This is a genomic window from Pseudomonas sp. URMO17WK12:I7, from assembly GCF_003269045.1.
Classification (GTDB): domain Bacteria; phylum Pseudomonadota; class Gammaproteobacteria; order Pseudomonadales; family Pseudomonadaceae; genus Aquipseudomonas; species Aquipseudomonas putida_J.
This window is the reverse complement of the sequence record NZ_QLTL01000011.1, coordinates 154,512-168,864: the sequence shown is the minus strand read 5'-3', so window position 1 is coordinate 168,864 and position 14,353 is coordinate 154,512. Positions and strand designations below refer to the sequence as shown.

7 protein-coding genes and 2 pseudogenes are annotated in these 14,353 nt (G+C 62.5%); 5 read left to right on the top strand and 4 right to left on the bottom strand.

The genetic code is table 11. From position 1 onward, the window contains the following. Positions 1-256: 256 nt before the first annotated feature. Both H040_RS27285 and H040_RS16780 read left to right on the top strand, forming a co-directional pair. Positions 257-760 (top strand): hypothetical protein, encoded by a 504-nt coding sequence (locus H040_RS27285; RefSeq protein ID WP_143512507.1) that lies wholly within the window; start codon positions 257-259, stop codon positions 758-760. Between the two features lie 1,304 nt (positions 761-2,064). After that, entirely contained in the window at positions 2,065-6,423 is a 4,359-nt protein-coding gene (locus tag H040_RS16780) for a S8 family serine peptidase (RefSeq protein ID WP_371260224.1), read from the top strand. A gap of 15 nt (positions 6,424-6,438) precedes the next feature. Here H040_RS16780 and H040_RS16775 read toward each other — a convergent pair. Beyond that, positions 6,439-6,639: pseudogene (locus H040_RS16775) on the bottom strand (TetR/AcrR family transcriptional regulator); the annotation flags it as partial. On the opposite strand from H040_RS16775, the pseudogene H040_RS27795 reads away from it, so the two are divergent. From H040_RS27795 to proP, 3 genes and pseudogenes are all read left to right on the top strand, one after another. Next, positions 6,615-6,782: pseudogene (locus tag H040_RS27795) on the top strand (amino acid ABC transporter substrate-binding protein); the annotation flags it as partial. The pseudogenes H040_RS16775 and H040_RS27795 sit on opposite strands and share 25 nt — an antisense overlap. Before the next feature lie 271 nt (positions 6,783-7,053). Next, a complete protein-coding gene (hemB, locus tag H040_RS16765; protein ID WP_027916845.1) occupies positions 7,054-8,028 on the top strand; it encodes a porphobilinogen synthase in 975 nt (324 codons plus the stop codon). A 280-nt stretch (positions 8,029-8,308) separates the two neighbouring features. Further along, positions 8,309-9,811, top strand: a complete 1,503-nt coding sequence (proP, locus tag H040_RS16760; protein ID WP_027916844.1) for a glycine betaine/L-proline transporter ProP — start codon at positions 8,309-8,311, stop codon at positions 9,809-9,811. 2 nt (positions 9,812-9,813) lie between these two features. On the opposite strand, the gene H040_RS16755 is transcribed toward proP, so the two are convergent. From H040_RS16755 to H040_RS16745, 3 genes are all read right to left on the bottom strand, one after another. Continuing rightward, the gene (locus tag H040_RS16755; protein WP_027916843.1) at positions 9,814-10,515 is read right to left on the bottom strand and encodes a YoaK family protein; all 702 of its coding nucleotides are present in this window, start codon (positions 10,513-10,515) and stop codon (positions 9,814-9,816) included. A 9-nt stretch (positions 10,516-10,524) separates the two neighbouring features. Continuing rightward, positions 10,525-11,154 (bottom strand): riboflavin synthase, encoded by a 630-nt coding sequence (locus H040_RS16750; protein WP_027916842.1) that lies wholly within the window; start codon positions 11,152-11,154, stop codon positions 10,525-10,527. Positions 11,155-11,351: 197 nt separating this feature from the next. Then, the gene (locus H040_RS16745; RefSeq protein ID WP_027916841.1) at positions 11,352-14,336 is read right to left on the bottom strand and encodes an autotransporter outer membrane beta-barrel domain-containing protein; all 2,985 of its coding nucleotides are present in this window, start codon (positions 14,334-14,336) and stop codon (positions 11,352-11,354) included. Positions 14,337-14,353 lie beyond the last annotated feature (17 nt).

Genomic DNA, 14,353 nt, shown 5'->3' with positions numbered 1-14,353 from the left:
TGAAGCTTGATGCAGTTCGACTATATATGATGACTTGGCGGCGGTTGAGGATTTGTGGTGGCTTTTTTTTCATCATTTGGATTGGTCCATATGTTTGGGGGGTGTTTATCATTGTCTGTACGCGAAGCCAGTCCAACCCTATGAGCCGCCTCCGGTTGCTTGCGGAAAAATGGCAGGCGAGGTGTATGAATTCTCCCGGTTATACCTTCCGTTTTGGCCTGAGTACGAAAAGGCACCTTTAAATGGTTCGTACCATGTGGAAAAGAACGACTGCGAAAAAAATATTGAATCAATTGTCTTGGCAATGACTTGGCCAGGGCTGGGGTCTACAGAAGACCGCCGGATTTATGAACGGCTTTTGGACAAGAAAGGTTTGTTGGTTGCAGTTGGTCCGGTGGTGGCGAGTGAAAGCTACCTTAGTCGACGGCGAGACTACCTGTTATCGGGATTGCCATCTCAGGTCGCGCCCGTTGCTGCTTATGACAGTTCGCTAAGTCTCTATGGCTCAGTGGATAACGGTTTTTCCTGGGGGCGGCAAAGCAGAAGAGTTTTTTGGAGCGAAGAGTCTGGGGTGGTTACATCAGTGACCATTTGCAACTGGCAAGCACGGGAACCAGATTTTTATGCTTGTGAAATGACATTTTTGATGCGCGGGTCTTTGAAAGTGGGGGTCACGATGTCTCCGGAAAATCTGGGGCAGTGGTACGAAGTCCGGCGTGCGCTCGAAGAGTTTTTCATCAACAGAAAGAAAGTCATGTGACCTATCCTTGATTTAGGAGGCTGGGTGAATAAATCCTTGGGTATGTGTGCGTTGATCATCGTATGGAACCTGCTGAGGGTTTTAGTTTTTCTGATGCTTTTCATTTCGACTGCAGGTATTGGATTCGCTGCGGTGTAGATGGTTTTGGTCTCGTCTTAGAAGGTGTTACTCGCTGGTCGCAGGATTAATTGTTGTTGCTGTTCTTGTTTCATTGTTCTCGCATGTGCAGCAATATCCGGAAAGCTTAGTCAAGAGGGCTGATGCATTGTGCGGGGATTTTATGGGCTATAACTTGAGGGTTTTTTATGTCTGGCTTGCTTCAGGAAGATGTAAGGCGTGCGCGCGAGATTTTCGAGTCTGAAAGGACTGGTGCAATGTATGACTACTTGGCAAGTAAGGGGGATCGTTATGCGGTTCTCGCAAATGGGGTGGCAAAAGGGAATTCAATAGCAGGCATTGCGGCGATCGATTTTATGAAGCGCACGGAACAAGGCGCCGATCGCCCCATGCAGGAGGAGGATGTCGAACAGGTACGATTTAAAATGGCCGAGGCCTATCTGGGAGTCTTGGATGAAAAAGTCAAGGCAGGAAGTATTGGTCTCGAAATCAATCATTTGGAGGCGTGGGGTTTTCACTCGAATGTTTTCGAAGATATGGGAAGATCAAAAGACGCTTGGACGCTGAATACCGTATTTAATTTGCTTCATGAAGACGCACGGGAGACCTATTGGAAGGAGGTTTTGGGCGCGGCAGGGAGCCTACCCTCTGAGTTATGGCTGTCGCTTCGAACTGATGCGAGCGTGGCATTTTCGTCAGCGATGGCGCCTGAAGAGTTACGTGTCCAAGCAGAGTCCTGGAAAGCTAGGATTGATTCACCAGGAGGAGTGGCGTCCGTTTTACTAGGCTTAGGTACCGTGACGGCAAATGGTATCCAAGGTGTGATCTCAGATTTGATCAACACGGATGAGCCCGCACCTTCCCAACCCATCCAGATCGAAATCACCCCAACCACCGACTCCCGCCGCGACCTACAAGGCCAGGACGACATCCGTAACGACGTCTCCGCCGGCTATGTCACCCGCCGCCTGACCCACAGCATCGCCTTCACCGACAAAACCCTCGACAACACCGATTTCACCTCTGCCCAGCTGGGCAGCCTGGCTACCGGCGGTATCCGCCCCGGCGAACTGCAACTGGACCCCAACGTGCGCCCCAACCAGCACCTGGCCCAGTTCTACCAGGATGGCTCTGACACGCCGGACTTCAGCCTGCGCAACGCCGCCGTCCTGAACGGCCTGGCCGCCATGACCACGGTCAACACCTTCGTCGACCCGCTGCTGTTCGACCTCAGCGGCCAAGGCGCAGGGATGACCGGTATCGAGGACGCCGTGCTGTTCGATGTCGACAACAGCGGCCAGCTGCGGCGCACAGGCTGGGCCGACCGGCAGACCGGGATGCTGGTGCACGATGACGGCAGTGGGCAGGTCGTCAGCATCCGCCAGCTTTTCTCTGAATACTACGGTGGCCAGCCAGGCAGCAATGGCGCACCGGGCGAGGCACCATTCAAGGATGGTTTTGCCGCGCTGGCCAGTGTCGATGCCAATGCCGATGGCTTGATTAGCCCCGACGATGCGGCGTGGGCACAGTTGAAGCTGTGGGTCGATGCCAACCATGATGGCCGAACCGATGCCGGTGAACTCAAGGCACTGCCGGAACACGGCATCACGCAGATCGACCTGCGTCAGGTCCAGCCAGTGAACGAGGTGCGCCAGGGCAACGAAGTCATCTCCCGCGGCGCGTTCGTGGCCAATGGCGTGGAGCGTGAAGTGCTGGCAGTGAAGTACCTCGCCGACACAGTAGGCAATCTCGTGGAGCAGCAAGACGGCGCCACCTTGCTGGCCTCCGTCAGTGGGGCGATCTCGCGCCGTTCCTATATCAGCAACAGCCCGCAAGGTACCGAGCTCGATGCCGCCGCGCTAGGCGTGGATACCCTGCAGGGCGGGGCGGGTGACGATGTGCTCAAGGCCGCACCAGGCGGCAGCTGGCTGGTGGGTGGCGCTGGCAGCAACACCTATGAAGGCGGCGCCGGTGACGATGTACTGGTGATCAGCGCCAGTGACCAGCAGGCCAACATCCGTGGTAACGGTGGGCGCGACACTGCGCTGATCGTCGGCATGCAGGGTGTTGGCCTGAACATGGCTGAGGCCGGGCTGACCATCGCCCAGGGCGGGCGAGGCAAAGACGTGATTGCCAGCGGCGGGCAGCGCGGCGTTTTCATCAAGGGTGGGTCTGGCGACAGCCTGCTGATCGGTGGTGGCGGCAACGATGTGCTGGTTGGCGGAACGGGCCGCAACACCATCATCGGCGGCACTGGCAAGGCGGTCATCTATGCCGGCCCCAATGGCGATCGGATTCAGGCCTCGGCCGCTGGCAGCATCATCCACGCCGGCGGCGGTGCAGACCAGATCATGGGCGGTGCGGCGGATGACGTCATCGAGGCCGGGCGCGGCAATGCAATCATCGACGGCGCAGGTGGAGTCAACCTTGTCACCCTGCATGGCAATCACGATGAGTACCTGATTGCGCGCACGGCGACGGGCTATCAGATCACTGATCGGCAGGCTGGGCGTGACGGCAGCCTGACCTTGAGTAATGTTCAGAAACTCAGTTTTGCCGATATCGCGTCGGTCGACCTGCAAGCCCCCGGTGCACTGCCGGTTGGCGATACCCTTGCCCCGGAACAGATGGCGGCATTCACCACCACGCCAGACGCCCTGGTCGTTCCTGCCTCGGTGCTACTGGCCAATGACCTGCCACTCAACAGTACTGGCCCACTGCGCATTGCCTCGGTCGGCGACGGCAAGGGCGCGACGGTCCGGCTCAACGAGCAGGGTGATGTCGAAGTCACGCCGTTGCCTGGCCATGACGCTGATGTGACCTTCCGCTATGACCTGGTCGATGCTGCCGGCAACGCATCGATGGGCGTGACGGAGGTTTCCAGCGGCGCATCGGCACCTTTGCGCGCCACAGTGACCTTGCGTCACGAACAGTCGCCTGTCGATCCGTTGGCGCCACGCCAGTGGTACCTCGATGAGATCGATGTCCAGCCGGTCTGGCGTGAGTTTACGGGCAAGGGCGTGAGGATCGGCCAGTTCGAGCCTGGGGGTGAATTCGCCGTTGCTCCGGAAATTTTCGACATCGAACACCCGGACCTGAAAGCCAATATCGACCCCATCTGGCTGCAGACCCAGCGCAGCAATGGCACGCTTCCACCCCTGGCTTCCAACCATGCGACGCAGGTGGCAGGGGTCATGGTAGGCGCACGCAATGATCAAGGGGGTATCGGCATTGCCTACGACGCGAAACTCGGCGGGCACTACCTGGCCAACAAAGGCGATGACCTGACCAACTTGGGGCAGATGGTCAATTACGACATCGCCAACCACAGCTGGGGTTTCAGGAATGACTTCGCCATCGGCAACGTGCCCGAAGGCAAGGTCGACACGTCCCTGGCCCTGGCCTTCAGCGCAACGCTGGCGGCCACCAACGGGCGCGGCGGGCTGGGTACCGTCATCGTCACCTCGGGCGGTAACCAGCGTGAACACGGCGGCAGCGCGCAAGGTTCGCTGATCAACAACAGCCGTCACGCCATCGAAGTAGCGGCCGTCAATGCCAAGGCAGACCTCTCGGTACTGCAGGTGGCCAGTGCGCCGTTTTCCAACCCCGGTTCAAGCCTGCTGGTGGCGGCGCCGGGTAGCCATGTGCTGTCCAGCGGCATCAACCTGGAAGCCGAGCGCGGCGCCAAGGTCGGCAGCGCCTATGGCACGACCCAGGGCACCAGTTTCGCCGCGCCAATGGTTTCTGGTGTGGTGGCGTTGATGCTGCAGGCCAACCCGGCCCTTGGCTACCGGGATGTGCAGCAGATTCTTGCGCTGTCCGCGCGCAAAGTCGATGACCCGGCTACTGCCTGGCGTGATAACGCCGGGCTCAACTGGAATGGCGGTGGCATGCGTGCCAGTCACGACTACGGGTTCGGCATGATCGACGCTCGCGCCGCCGTGCGCCTGGCCGAGTCGTGGGCTGGCCAGGCAAGCAAGGCCAACGAGCAGCAGCTGGCGGCCGACAGCGAAGCGCTTGCGCAGGTGATTGCGCCCGGTCAGGTCAGCACATTCGCTTTGAGCATACCGGCCGGGGTCTTGGTGGAGCATGTCGAAGTCGATGTTCACTCGCAGGTCGGCCGCCTCGGCGATATGACCGTTACGCTGGTGTCTCCCGGCGGAACGCGCAGCGTGCTCTTGGACCGCGCTGGCAAGGCGCCGGGCTCGGGCGATGATGACCTGGGCAACCCGCGCGCAGGCGAATTCAAGTACGGATTCATGTCGACCCATCATCGCGGTGAGCGCTCGGCAGGCGAATGGCGGCTGGAAGTCAGCAATGCCGGCAACGGGCTGCCACTGACGCTTGATCGGTGGGCACTGCGTGTCGTGGGTAGCCCCAGCAATGCCAACGATGTCTATTACTACACCAACGACTACGCCGATGCCGTGACCCAGAACGCTGCGCGCGCGGTGCTGGACGATGCGGTCAACGGTACCGCAGGTGGCCGCAATACCCTGAATGCTGCCGCTGTCAGCCGCAGTATTTCGGTTGATTTGGTCAGTGGCATTGCCAGTATCGCCGGGACGGCGCTCACCCTTGCCCCCGGCGCGGTGCACAACCTGATCGGCGGTGACGGTGATGACAGCCTTATCGCCGGTACGGACGGCGCCGTGCTCGATGGCGGTCGCGGTTACAACCTGCTCAAGGGCGGCAGCGGAACGGACCGTTATGTCAATCACAAACGTGCCGCTGGTCGTGATGAGGTCGAACAGTTCGAGCAGTCCCGAGAGGTCGTCGACCTGATCGGTTTTGGCAGCAAGGCCTTTACCGACTTGCAACTGAGCCAGGAAGGGACTGCTGCCGTGGTCGACCTGGGTAATGGGCAGACGCTGCGCTTCGCCGATCGAGGCATTGCCGAACTGCAGCCGAGCAACTTCCGCTTTCTGGACACGCTGATTGCTGCGCCGGGCTATTTTGATGGCAGCCCCGAAGGGCAGATGCCTGCGCCTGCTGACGGTACCGTACTGCTCCGTGGGGGGGCTGAAGGTGTGTCACTGACAACGGATGCCTCGGGGCAGTTTGTCGCATCGCTCAAAGGCACGATCTATGGCCCGGCAAGTGTTGCTCCCAGTGTCTTCGTAGTGGGCAAGCAGGAGGGTGTGGCCGACTACAAGAACACGGTACGTGGTTTCCGGCACGGTATCGACAAGATCGACCTGAGCCAGACCGGCATCAGCCGTTACGAAGACTTGCAGCTCACCAAGGACGAGCGCTTCCAGCTCAATGGCTTTGCCCAGATACACGGCGTGACGGTGGCGGGGCAGGGCAGCACGGTGACGCTGCTGTATCTGGATGCGCTGGAGCTGGCCCAGGTGACTGCCGAAGATTTCATCTTCGCTCCACCTGCAGCGTCAGGTTTGCCCGCCATGGCACCTGCAGCGCTGCCCAACCTTGCCAATCTGGTCGACGCCATGGCGGCGTTCGCCCCGGAGCCAGCCAGTAGCAAGCTGCTGGACGAGGTACCCACACAGCGCTGGGAATCGACCATTGCCGTAGCGGCCTGACCCAGCTCAAGAACGTCAATGCTCACTGCACGCACCCGGCGGCACAAAATCGTTGCGCTGATAAAAGCGCTCCCGTTCATGTGCCGCCGGCTCCTCGCCGGTAAAAATACGCAGATACTCTGGTATGAAACGCATGCGGTATTCCAGTGGCTCGACGGTCTTCATGCTGATGTAGCCGATCTGCGCCAGGTAGATCGAACGGGCGCGGCAAGTTGCTGGGCCTGTCGGCACCGCTGTACCAGGATGTGATGGGCATTATCTCGAAGCCGGGCTATGCCACGGTCGGCGAGCTGAAAGGCAAGTGGGTCGGCACCGTGCAGGGCTACCTGTGGGTCAATGACCTGAAGAAAGTGCTGGGCCGGACCGACAGGCGGCCGAGGTGGGGGCGCCAAGGCTGGTGGATTGAGTTTCTACCGTACCGGCCCTTTCGCGGGGCAAGCCCGCTCCCACAGGTACCCCACAAGACTTGAGGACGGTGTCACCCCTGTGGGAGCGGGCTTGTCCCGTGAAGATGCCCGCACAGGAAAAAGCTGATTGCCTTTGACGCAGGACATAATCTCGTCATCTGGCCTTTTCACTGGCGCCCGACAGGCATAAGGTATACGCCGTTAAAAAAGCCCTGGAGCTGTCATGTCCAACCGTTTCCCTTCCGTTCGTCCCCGCCGCCTGCGCCAGAACGAATCCCTGCGCACGATCTTCCAGGAAACCGAATTCCGCCTGGAAGACCTGATCCTGCCGATCTTCGTCGAGGAAGGCATCGATGACTTCGTGCCGATCACCAGCATGCCGGGTGTCAATCGCATTCCGGAAAAACTGCTGGCCCAGGAAATCGAGCGCTACGCCCGCGCCGGCATCAAGTCGGTGATGACCTTCGGCGTGTCGCACAACCTGGACGCCACCGGCAGCGACACCTGGAACGAGAACGGCCTTGTCGCGCGCATGTCGCGCATCTGCAAGGACACCGTGCCGGAAATGGTGGTGATGTCCGACACCTGCTTCTGCGAATACACCAGCCACGGCCACTGCGGCGTGCTGCACGACCACGGCGTGGACAACGACGCCACCTTGGCCAACCTGGGCAAGCAGGCGGTCATCGCCGCTGCCGCCGGTGCCGACTTTATCGCCCCGTCGGCGGCGATGGACGGCCAGGTGCAGGCCATTCGTAGCGCGCTGGACGGCGCTGGCTTCCACGACACCGCGATCATGGCCTATTCCACCAAGTTCGCCTCGTCGTTGTATGGGCCGTTCCGCGAAGCCGGTGGCACCGCGCTCAAGGGCGACCGCAAGAGCTACCAGATGAACCCGATGAACCGCCGCGAAGCGGTGCGTGAGTCGCTGCTCGACGAGCAGGAAGGGGCCGATGTGCTGATGGTCAAGCCGGCCGGTGCCTACCTTGACGTGATCGCCGACATCCGCGCCGCCTCGCGCCTGCCGCTGGCGGCCTACCAGGTGAGCGGCGAGTACGCGATGATCAAGTTCGGCGGCCTGGCCGGCGCCATCGACGAAGGCCGGGTGGTGCGTGAAAGCATTGGCGCAATCAAGCGTGCCGGTGCCGACCTGATCCTGACCTACTTCGCCATGGACCTGGCCCGCGAAGGCATCTGACAACTGCCCATATCGGCAAGCCACCGCGTGTAGGAGCGGCCTTGCGGGAGCGGCCTTGCCGGGGCCCGGATCGGGCGGAAAGGGCTGCATCACAGCCCCGGCGATATTGATGTTTACGCACTATTCGTGGGGGGCGCTTTGCGCCCCTTTCCGACCGGTCCGGCGCCCCGGCAAGGCCGCTCCTAAAAAGGGCGGAAGCAGAAAAAATCAGTAAGTGCTGAATTATTTAGTGTCCCGTTGTATCTGATCCCTTAGAGCCTTCAGCGATAGGGATACGGGCATGAAATCTCGCAAGAAAAGCGTCAAGCCGATCGGCTTGAAAGACATCACCATCGTTGACGATGCCAAGATGCGCAAGGCGATCACCGCCGCCGCACTGGGCAACGCCATGGAGTGGTTTGACTTCGGTGTGTACGGCTTCGTCGCCTTCGCCCTGGGCAAGGTGTTCTTCCCCGGTGCCGACCCCGGTGTGCAGATGATCGCGGCGCTGGCCACCTTCTCGGTGCCATTCCTGATTCGCCCGCTGGGCGGGCTGTTCTTCGGCGCCTTGGGCGACCGCTTCGGGCGGCAGAAAATCCTCGCCGCTACCATCGTGATCATGTCGCTGAGCACCTTTGCCATCGGCCTGATACCGTCCTATGCCTCGATCGGCATCTGGGCGCCGATCCTGCTGCTGCTGGCAAAAATGGCCCAGGGCTTCTCGGTGGGTGGTGAGTACACTGGGGCGTCGATCTTCGTCGCCGAGTACGCCCCGGACCGCAAGCGAGGCTTCCTCGGCAGCTGGCTGGACTTCGGCTCGATTGCCGGCTTCGTGCTGGGGGCGGGTGTGGTGGTGCTGATTTCCACCATTCTCGGCGAAGAGAAGTTCCTCGAATGGGGCTGGCGCCTGCCGTTCTTCCTGGCCTTGCCGCTGGGCATCATCGGCCTCTACCTGCGCCATGCGCTGGAGGAAACCCCGGCGTTCCAGCAGCACGTGGACAAGCTCGAACAGGGTGACCGCGAGGGCCTGGCCTCGGGCCCGAAAGTGTCGTTCAAGGAAGTCGCCACCAAGCACTGGCGCAGCCTGGTGACCTGCATTGGCGTGGTGATCGCCACCAACGTCACCTACTACATGCTGCTCACCTACATGCCCAGCTACCTGTCTCACAACCTGCACTACAGCGAAGACCACGGCGTGCTGATCATCATCGCGATCATGGTCGGCATGCTGTTCGTGCAACCGATCATCGGCCTGATGAGCGACAAATTTGGCCGCCGCCCGTTTATCGTGGTCGGCAGTGTCGGGCTGTTCGCCCTGGCCATTCCGGCGTTCATGCTGATCAACAGTGGCGCACTCGGGCTGATCTTCTCCGGCCTGCTGATCATCGCCGTGCTGCTGAACTTCTTCATCGGCGTCATGGCCTCGACCTTGCCGGCCATGTTCCCCACGCACATCCGCTACAGTGCCCTGGCCAGCGCCTTCAACATCTCGGTGCTGATCGCCGGCCTGACCCCGACCCTCGCCGCCTGGCTGGTGGAAAGCAGTGGCAACCTGTACATGCCGGCGTATTACCTGATGGTGATTGCCGTGATTGGCCTGGTGACCGGGCTGACCATGAAGGAAACCGCCAACAAGCCACTGCGGGGTGCAGCGCCTGCTGCGTCAGACATCGATGAAGCGCGCGAACTGCTGCAGGAGCACCATGACAACATCGAGCAGAAGATCGAAGACATCGATGCGCAGATCGCCGAACTGGAAGCCAAGCGCCAGTTGCTGGCGCAACAGCACCCGCGCATCGATTGACCTCAGCGCGGCATGTAGCCGCGCTGCCACGACCGAGGAATGAACCGCGACACCAGCGCCAGCAGGCAGGCCAGGGCCGCACTGCCTGCCAGGGCCTGCAAGCCCAGGCGCTGCTGCAGCCAGGCGCCGAGGGCGGCGCCCAGCAGCATGCCGGCCCAGGGCACCAGTTGCACCCGCCAGCCGTTGCGCCGCTCGCCCAACAGCCAGCGCCCCAGGCCACGGCCGAAGCGCGACAGGGCCCCGGTGACGTAGGTCAGGCCGATGGGCAGGCCGTTCACCTGTTCCACCACTGCATTGATCATGCCCATGGCCAGGGTGGCGGCCAGCAGCGCCGGGAAGGTTGCGGCGAACGGCCACGACCCGGCGCAGGCCAGCAGCCCGGCCACCACCAGTAGCACCGGCCAGGCCCGGCGGCGCATGCCGCGTGCCAGCAGCACACCTAGCGCGTTGCCCACCACGAAGCCGAGCACGGCACCGCTCAGGCGCAGCACCAGGGCCAGATCCGCCTGGCTGATGGCCACGGCCAGGCGGGTGGTGTTGCCGCTCATGAACGAGACGAAATCACCCAGCGCCAGCAGGCCGATGGCGTCGGTCATGCCGGCCAGCACCGATAGCCCGGCTACCAGGCCAAGGCCGACACGGCCACGCAAAACCTGCAGGCGCAGGCGCCTGGCGGTGCGTGCGGGGAGGGCGTTGGGCAGCATGCGCGGGCCTCAGGGCAGCAGTTTTTCGCGGGCCAGGGTGCCTTTGATGGTGCGCTCCACCACATCGACCAGCACCATGGTCTGGTGGTCGACTTCGATGTTCAGCAGCTCGCCGGCCCGGTAATGGGCGAAGGTGGTCTGGCGCAGGGTTTCCGGTATCAGGTTGATGGTGACCACGTTGTCCTCGACATCAGCGACGGTCAGGCTGCAGCCATTGACCCCGATGAAGCCGCGCGGGAACACGTACTTGCCCCACTCAGGTGGCATGCGGAAGGTGATGAAGGCGCCGGTTTCCTTGATCGACAGCTCGACGATCTCGGCAGTGGTGGCGATATGGCCGGCCATCAGGTGGCCGCCGACTTCGGCGTTCATCTTCGCCGACCGTTCGATGTTCACACCCTGGCCGGCCTTGAAGCAGCGCAGGTTGGTGCGTTCGAGGGTGGCGGTCATGGCGTCGAACTTCACCTGGGTGCCGTGGATTTCGGTGACCGACAGGCAGGTGCCTTCGACACTGACGCTGGCGCCGATCTTCAGCTCTTCGAGCAGTTCGGGGGTGAGGTCGATGGTGAACTGGTTGTGGCCCGGGTAGGTGGTCACATCAAGCAGAGGGCGGACGGCCTGGACGATGCCGGTGTACATGGAGTTGCTCCTGGGCACAAAAATGGAAAACATCAGGAAGCTATGCCCGTGGAGCAGCAATTGCAAGACCGGCCTCTTCACGGGCAAGTCGGGGCGCCGAACCGCCGCTCCCACAGGATCACCACAGCCTTCCAGACCTGTGCAATACCTGTGGGAGCGGGTTCACCCGCGAAGAGGCCAGTAGAGGCAGTGAAGATCTAGAACTTCAACTGCCATTGCCCGACAACAGCATGGTTGCGGCTGTTGCTGCCCAGCTCCCCGCTATACCCCAGGCCAATGCTCTGCCGCGCGCTCACCCCCAAATCCAGCCCGGCCTCTACCAGCAGGCTGTCGCGGTCGATCGCACTGCCTTCGACGCTGAATGCATCGCCGCCAGCGATGAACGACTGGCGCGTGCGAGTATCGATGCTGCCGTAAGTATGGCGCCAGCCCAGGGTCGCCCGCGGCGTCAGGCTCATGCCGTTGGCCAGTTGCCCCAGGTGTGCCAGGCGCATGCCGAAGGTACTGCTGAAGTTGTCCTGGGTATCGGCATCCACCGCCAGCGCGGCGTCACCGCCTTGTTCGCGGTAGCTGTCGCGGTGGTAGCGCTGGTAGCCAAGGTTGGCGAACGGCTCGGTGCTCAGGCGGCCGCTGCCCATGGCATAGCCCAGCTCGACGAACGCCTGCTGGCTGTCGGCATCGTAGTCGCCCTTGAGGCGTTCGTTGAAGCCGGTGAAGGCCACCTCACGCTTGCTGTCGCCGTCATGGCTGCTGTAGGCCGCGCCCAGGCGCACGGCCAGCGGGCCGCTGTGGTGCTGGGCATACACACCGGCGTGCCAGCTGCGCACGGTGCCGTCCAGGCTGGTGCTGTCCAGGCGCGTGCGCGAATAGCCGCCAAGCACGCCGAGGCGCCAGTCGCCGCCGAGCGCCCAGTCGACCCCCAGTACGCCACCGCCAGTACGTTGTTCCAATGCGCTGGCGCCGTGGCTACCCTCGACCTTGCCGTAGCTGCCCAGCGCCTGCGCCCAGACGCGCCCTTGGGCGTTCGGGTCATTGAGGTTGCGCGCCTCTCGGGGTACGCCAGTGGCGGCCAAGGCAGGGCCGTCATTGTCGTTCATGCCCACCAGCAGGCCGCCGGTACTGCCCATGCTGTGCATGGCCCCGAGCATGGTGCTGCCGACCTGGCTGGTGCCGGCCATTGTGGCTGCCGCCAGGTTCGCGGTATTGCTGCCGGACAGTTGCTCGATGGCGCTGCCGGCACCGGCGGTGGTAGTGCCGAGCACGGCGTTGTACAGGTTGCTGTTCTGCCCGAGGCTGGCCAGGCTGCGCGCGGCACCGGCGCCATTGCCAGACTGCGCGTAATGCTCGAAGGCCACGTCGTTGCGGGTGTAGTCCAGGCCTACTGCGGTGCTGCTGTAGCTCAGGGTCGGGGTGAGGAAGGCATAGTCGCTGGTGACCTGGGCAAAGCGGCCATTGACTGCGCCAGCCGTCAGCACGGTGTAGTGGCTCTGCCAGGGGTACTCGCCGGCGCTCGGCTGCACGCGCAAGGTGGCACCGTCGAGGCTGGCGCTGCCGCTGACGCTGAGCGGGGCGCTGCTGCCATCGGCGTTGACCCCGTAGACCAAGGTCGAGCCCTGGCCGAAGCTCAGGTCACCCGCGACCGTGGCCACGCCCAGGCCGGTGTTGGTCAACAGCGTGCCGTTGACTTGCAGCCCGCCGACCGAGCCCCCGCCGGCATAGGTGGCGCCTTGTTCGATGAGCATTTCACCCAGGATGCGGCCCTGGTTGATCAAGGTGGCGCCCCCGGTCACCACGCCGCCCTGGCTGAAATCGTCGATGCTGGTCAGCGTCCAGCTGCCGCCGCTGACCTTGAGCATTTCGAAGTTGGCGCTGTTGCCGAAGCTGCCGGTGCCGTCGAGGGTCACGCTGTCGATGCCGTCACCGCCATCGACCAAGCCGTTGAACCCACCGCCGGTCTGCACCACCAGGCTGTCGTTGCCCGCGCCCATGCTCAGCGCCAGGCCATTGCCGCCGCTGATGGTGCCGCTGTTGATCACGCTGTCGGCGAAATCGCCGATCAGCTTGATGCCGAAGCCGTTTTCGCCTTCGATGCGGCCGGCGTTGGTGATGTGCGTGGCCGCCACGCCAGCGCCTTCGGCGCCGTCGTCGACCAAGATGCCGTTGTCGACACTGCGGATCACCCCCGTGCTGGTGTTGATGACGGTACCACCGCCCATGGCGATGCCTTCGCTGCCGTTGGGCCGACCGCCGCTGTCCACACCCTTGGCGCCCAGGCCCTGGATGGTGCCGGCGTTGTACACGTAGCCGATGGTGTCGATGTCGACCCCGTCGCCGTCACCGTTGACCTTGCCATCGGCGATGGCGCCGGTGATGGTGCCCCAGTTGTACACCGTGCCGCTGCCGTCCGAGCCGAAGCCCGAACCGTTACGCCCGGTCACGCTGGCGCCGGCGTAGTTGTACAAAGTGGCGTCGCTTTTCAGGTCGATACCGTGGCGGTCGGCACTGATGGTGCCGTGGTTGTACACGGTGACACCGGTCGAGGTGCCGATCTTGATGCCGTCCCACTTCTGGTCGAGGCCGTTCTTGTCCTGCGGGGCGGTGTCGGTGTAGATCAGCCCGTAGTTGGTGAGGGTGGCGTTGGAGCCGGTCTTGATCGCGTCATTGCCAACCGAATGGATCACGCCAGTAGCCTGGTTCACCAGGGTGGTGGTGAAGGCCGGGTTGTTCAGGGTTTCCAGGTCGATGGCCTGGCCTTCTACGGTGGACTCGATGGTGCCGGCGTTGACGATGCACAGGCTGCCACCGGCGCTGGGGTTGGTCTGGAAGCGCAGGCCATCGTTGGTGCCCTGGATCAGCGCACCGGCCTGGTTGTTGATCACGTAGTGGCTGAGGTCTTCGCCTTCGTCCTTGGTATCGATGCCGCGGCCACCGGTGGAGCGGATGATGCCGGCGTTATCGACGGTGAGTGTGGCGCCGCTGGTATGTTTGGGCAGGATCACGCCGTCGTCGTCGCTGGCCACGATGCTGCCGTTGGCCGTTACCTTGAGCGTGTCGGTCTTTTTCAGCTCCAGAGTATCGGTGCTGGCGCTGTCGATCCGGTAATTCTTGGCAAAGGCGGCGGGGGCGAAGGCGGCGCAGGCCAGTGCCACGCACAGGGCAAGGCGATTGGGCGTGAAATGCATTGGGCGACCATGAGTTA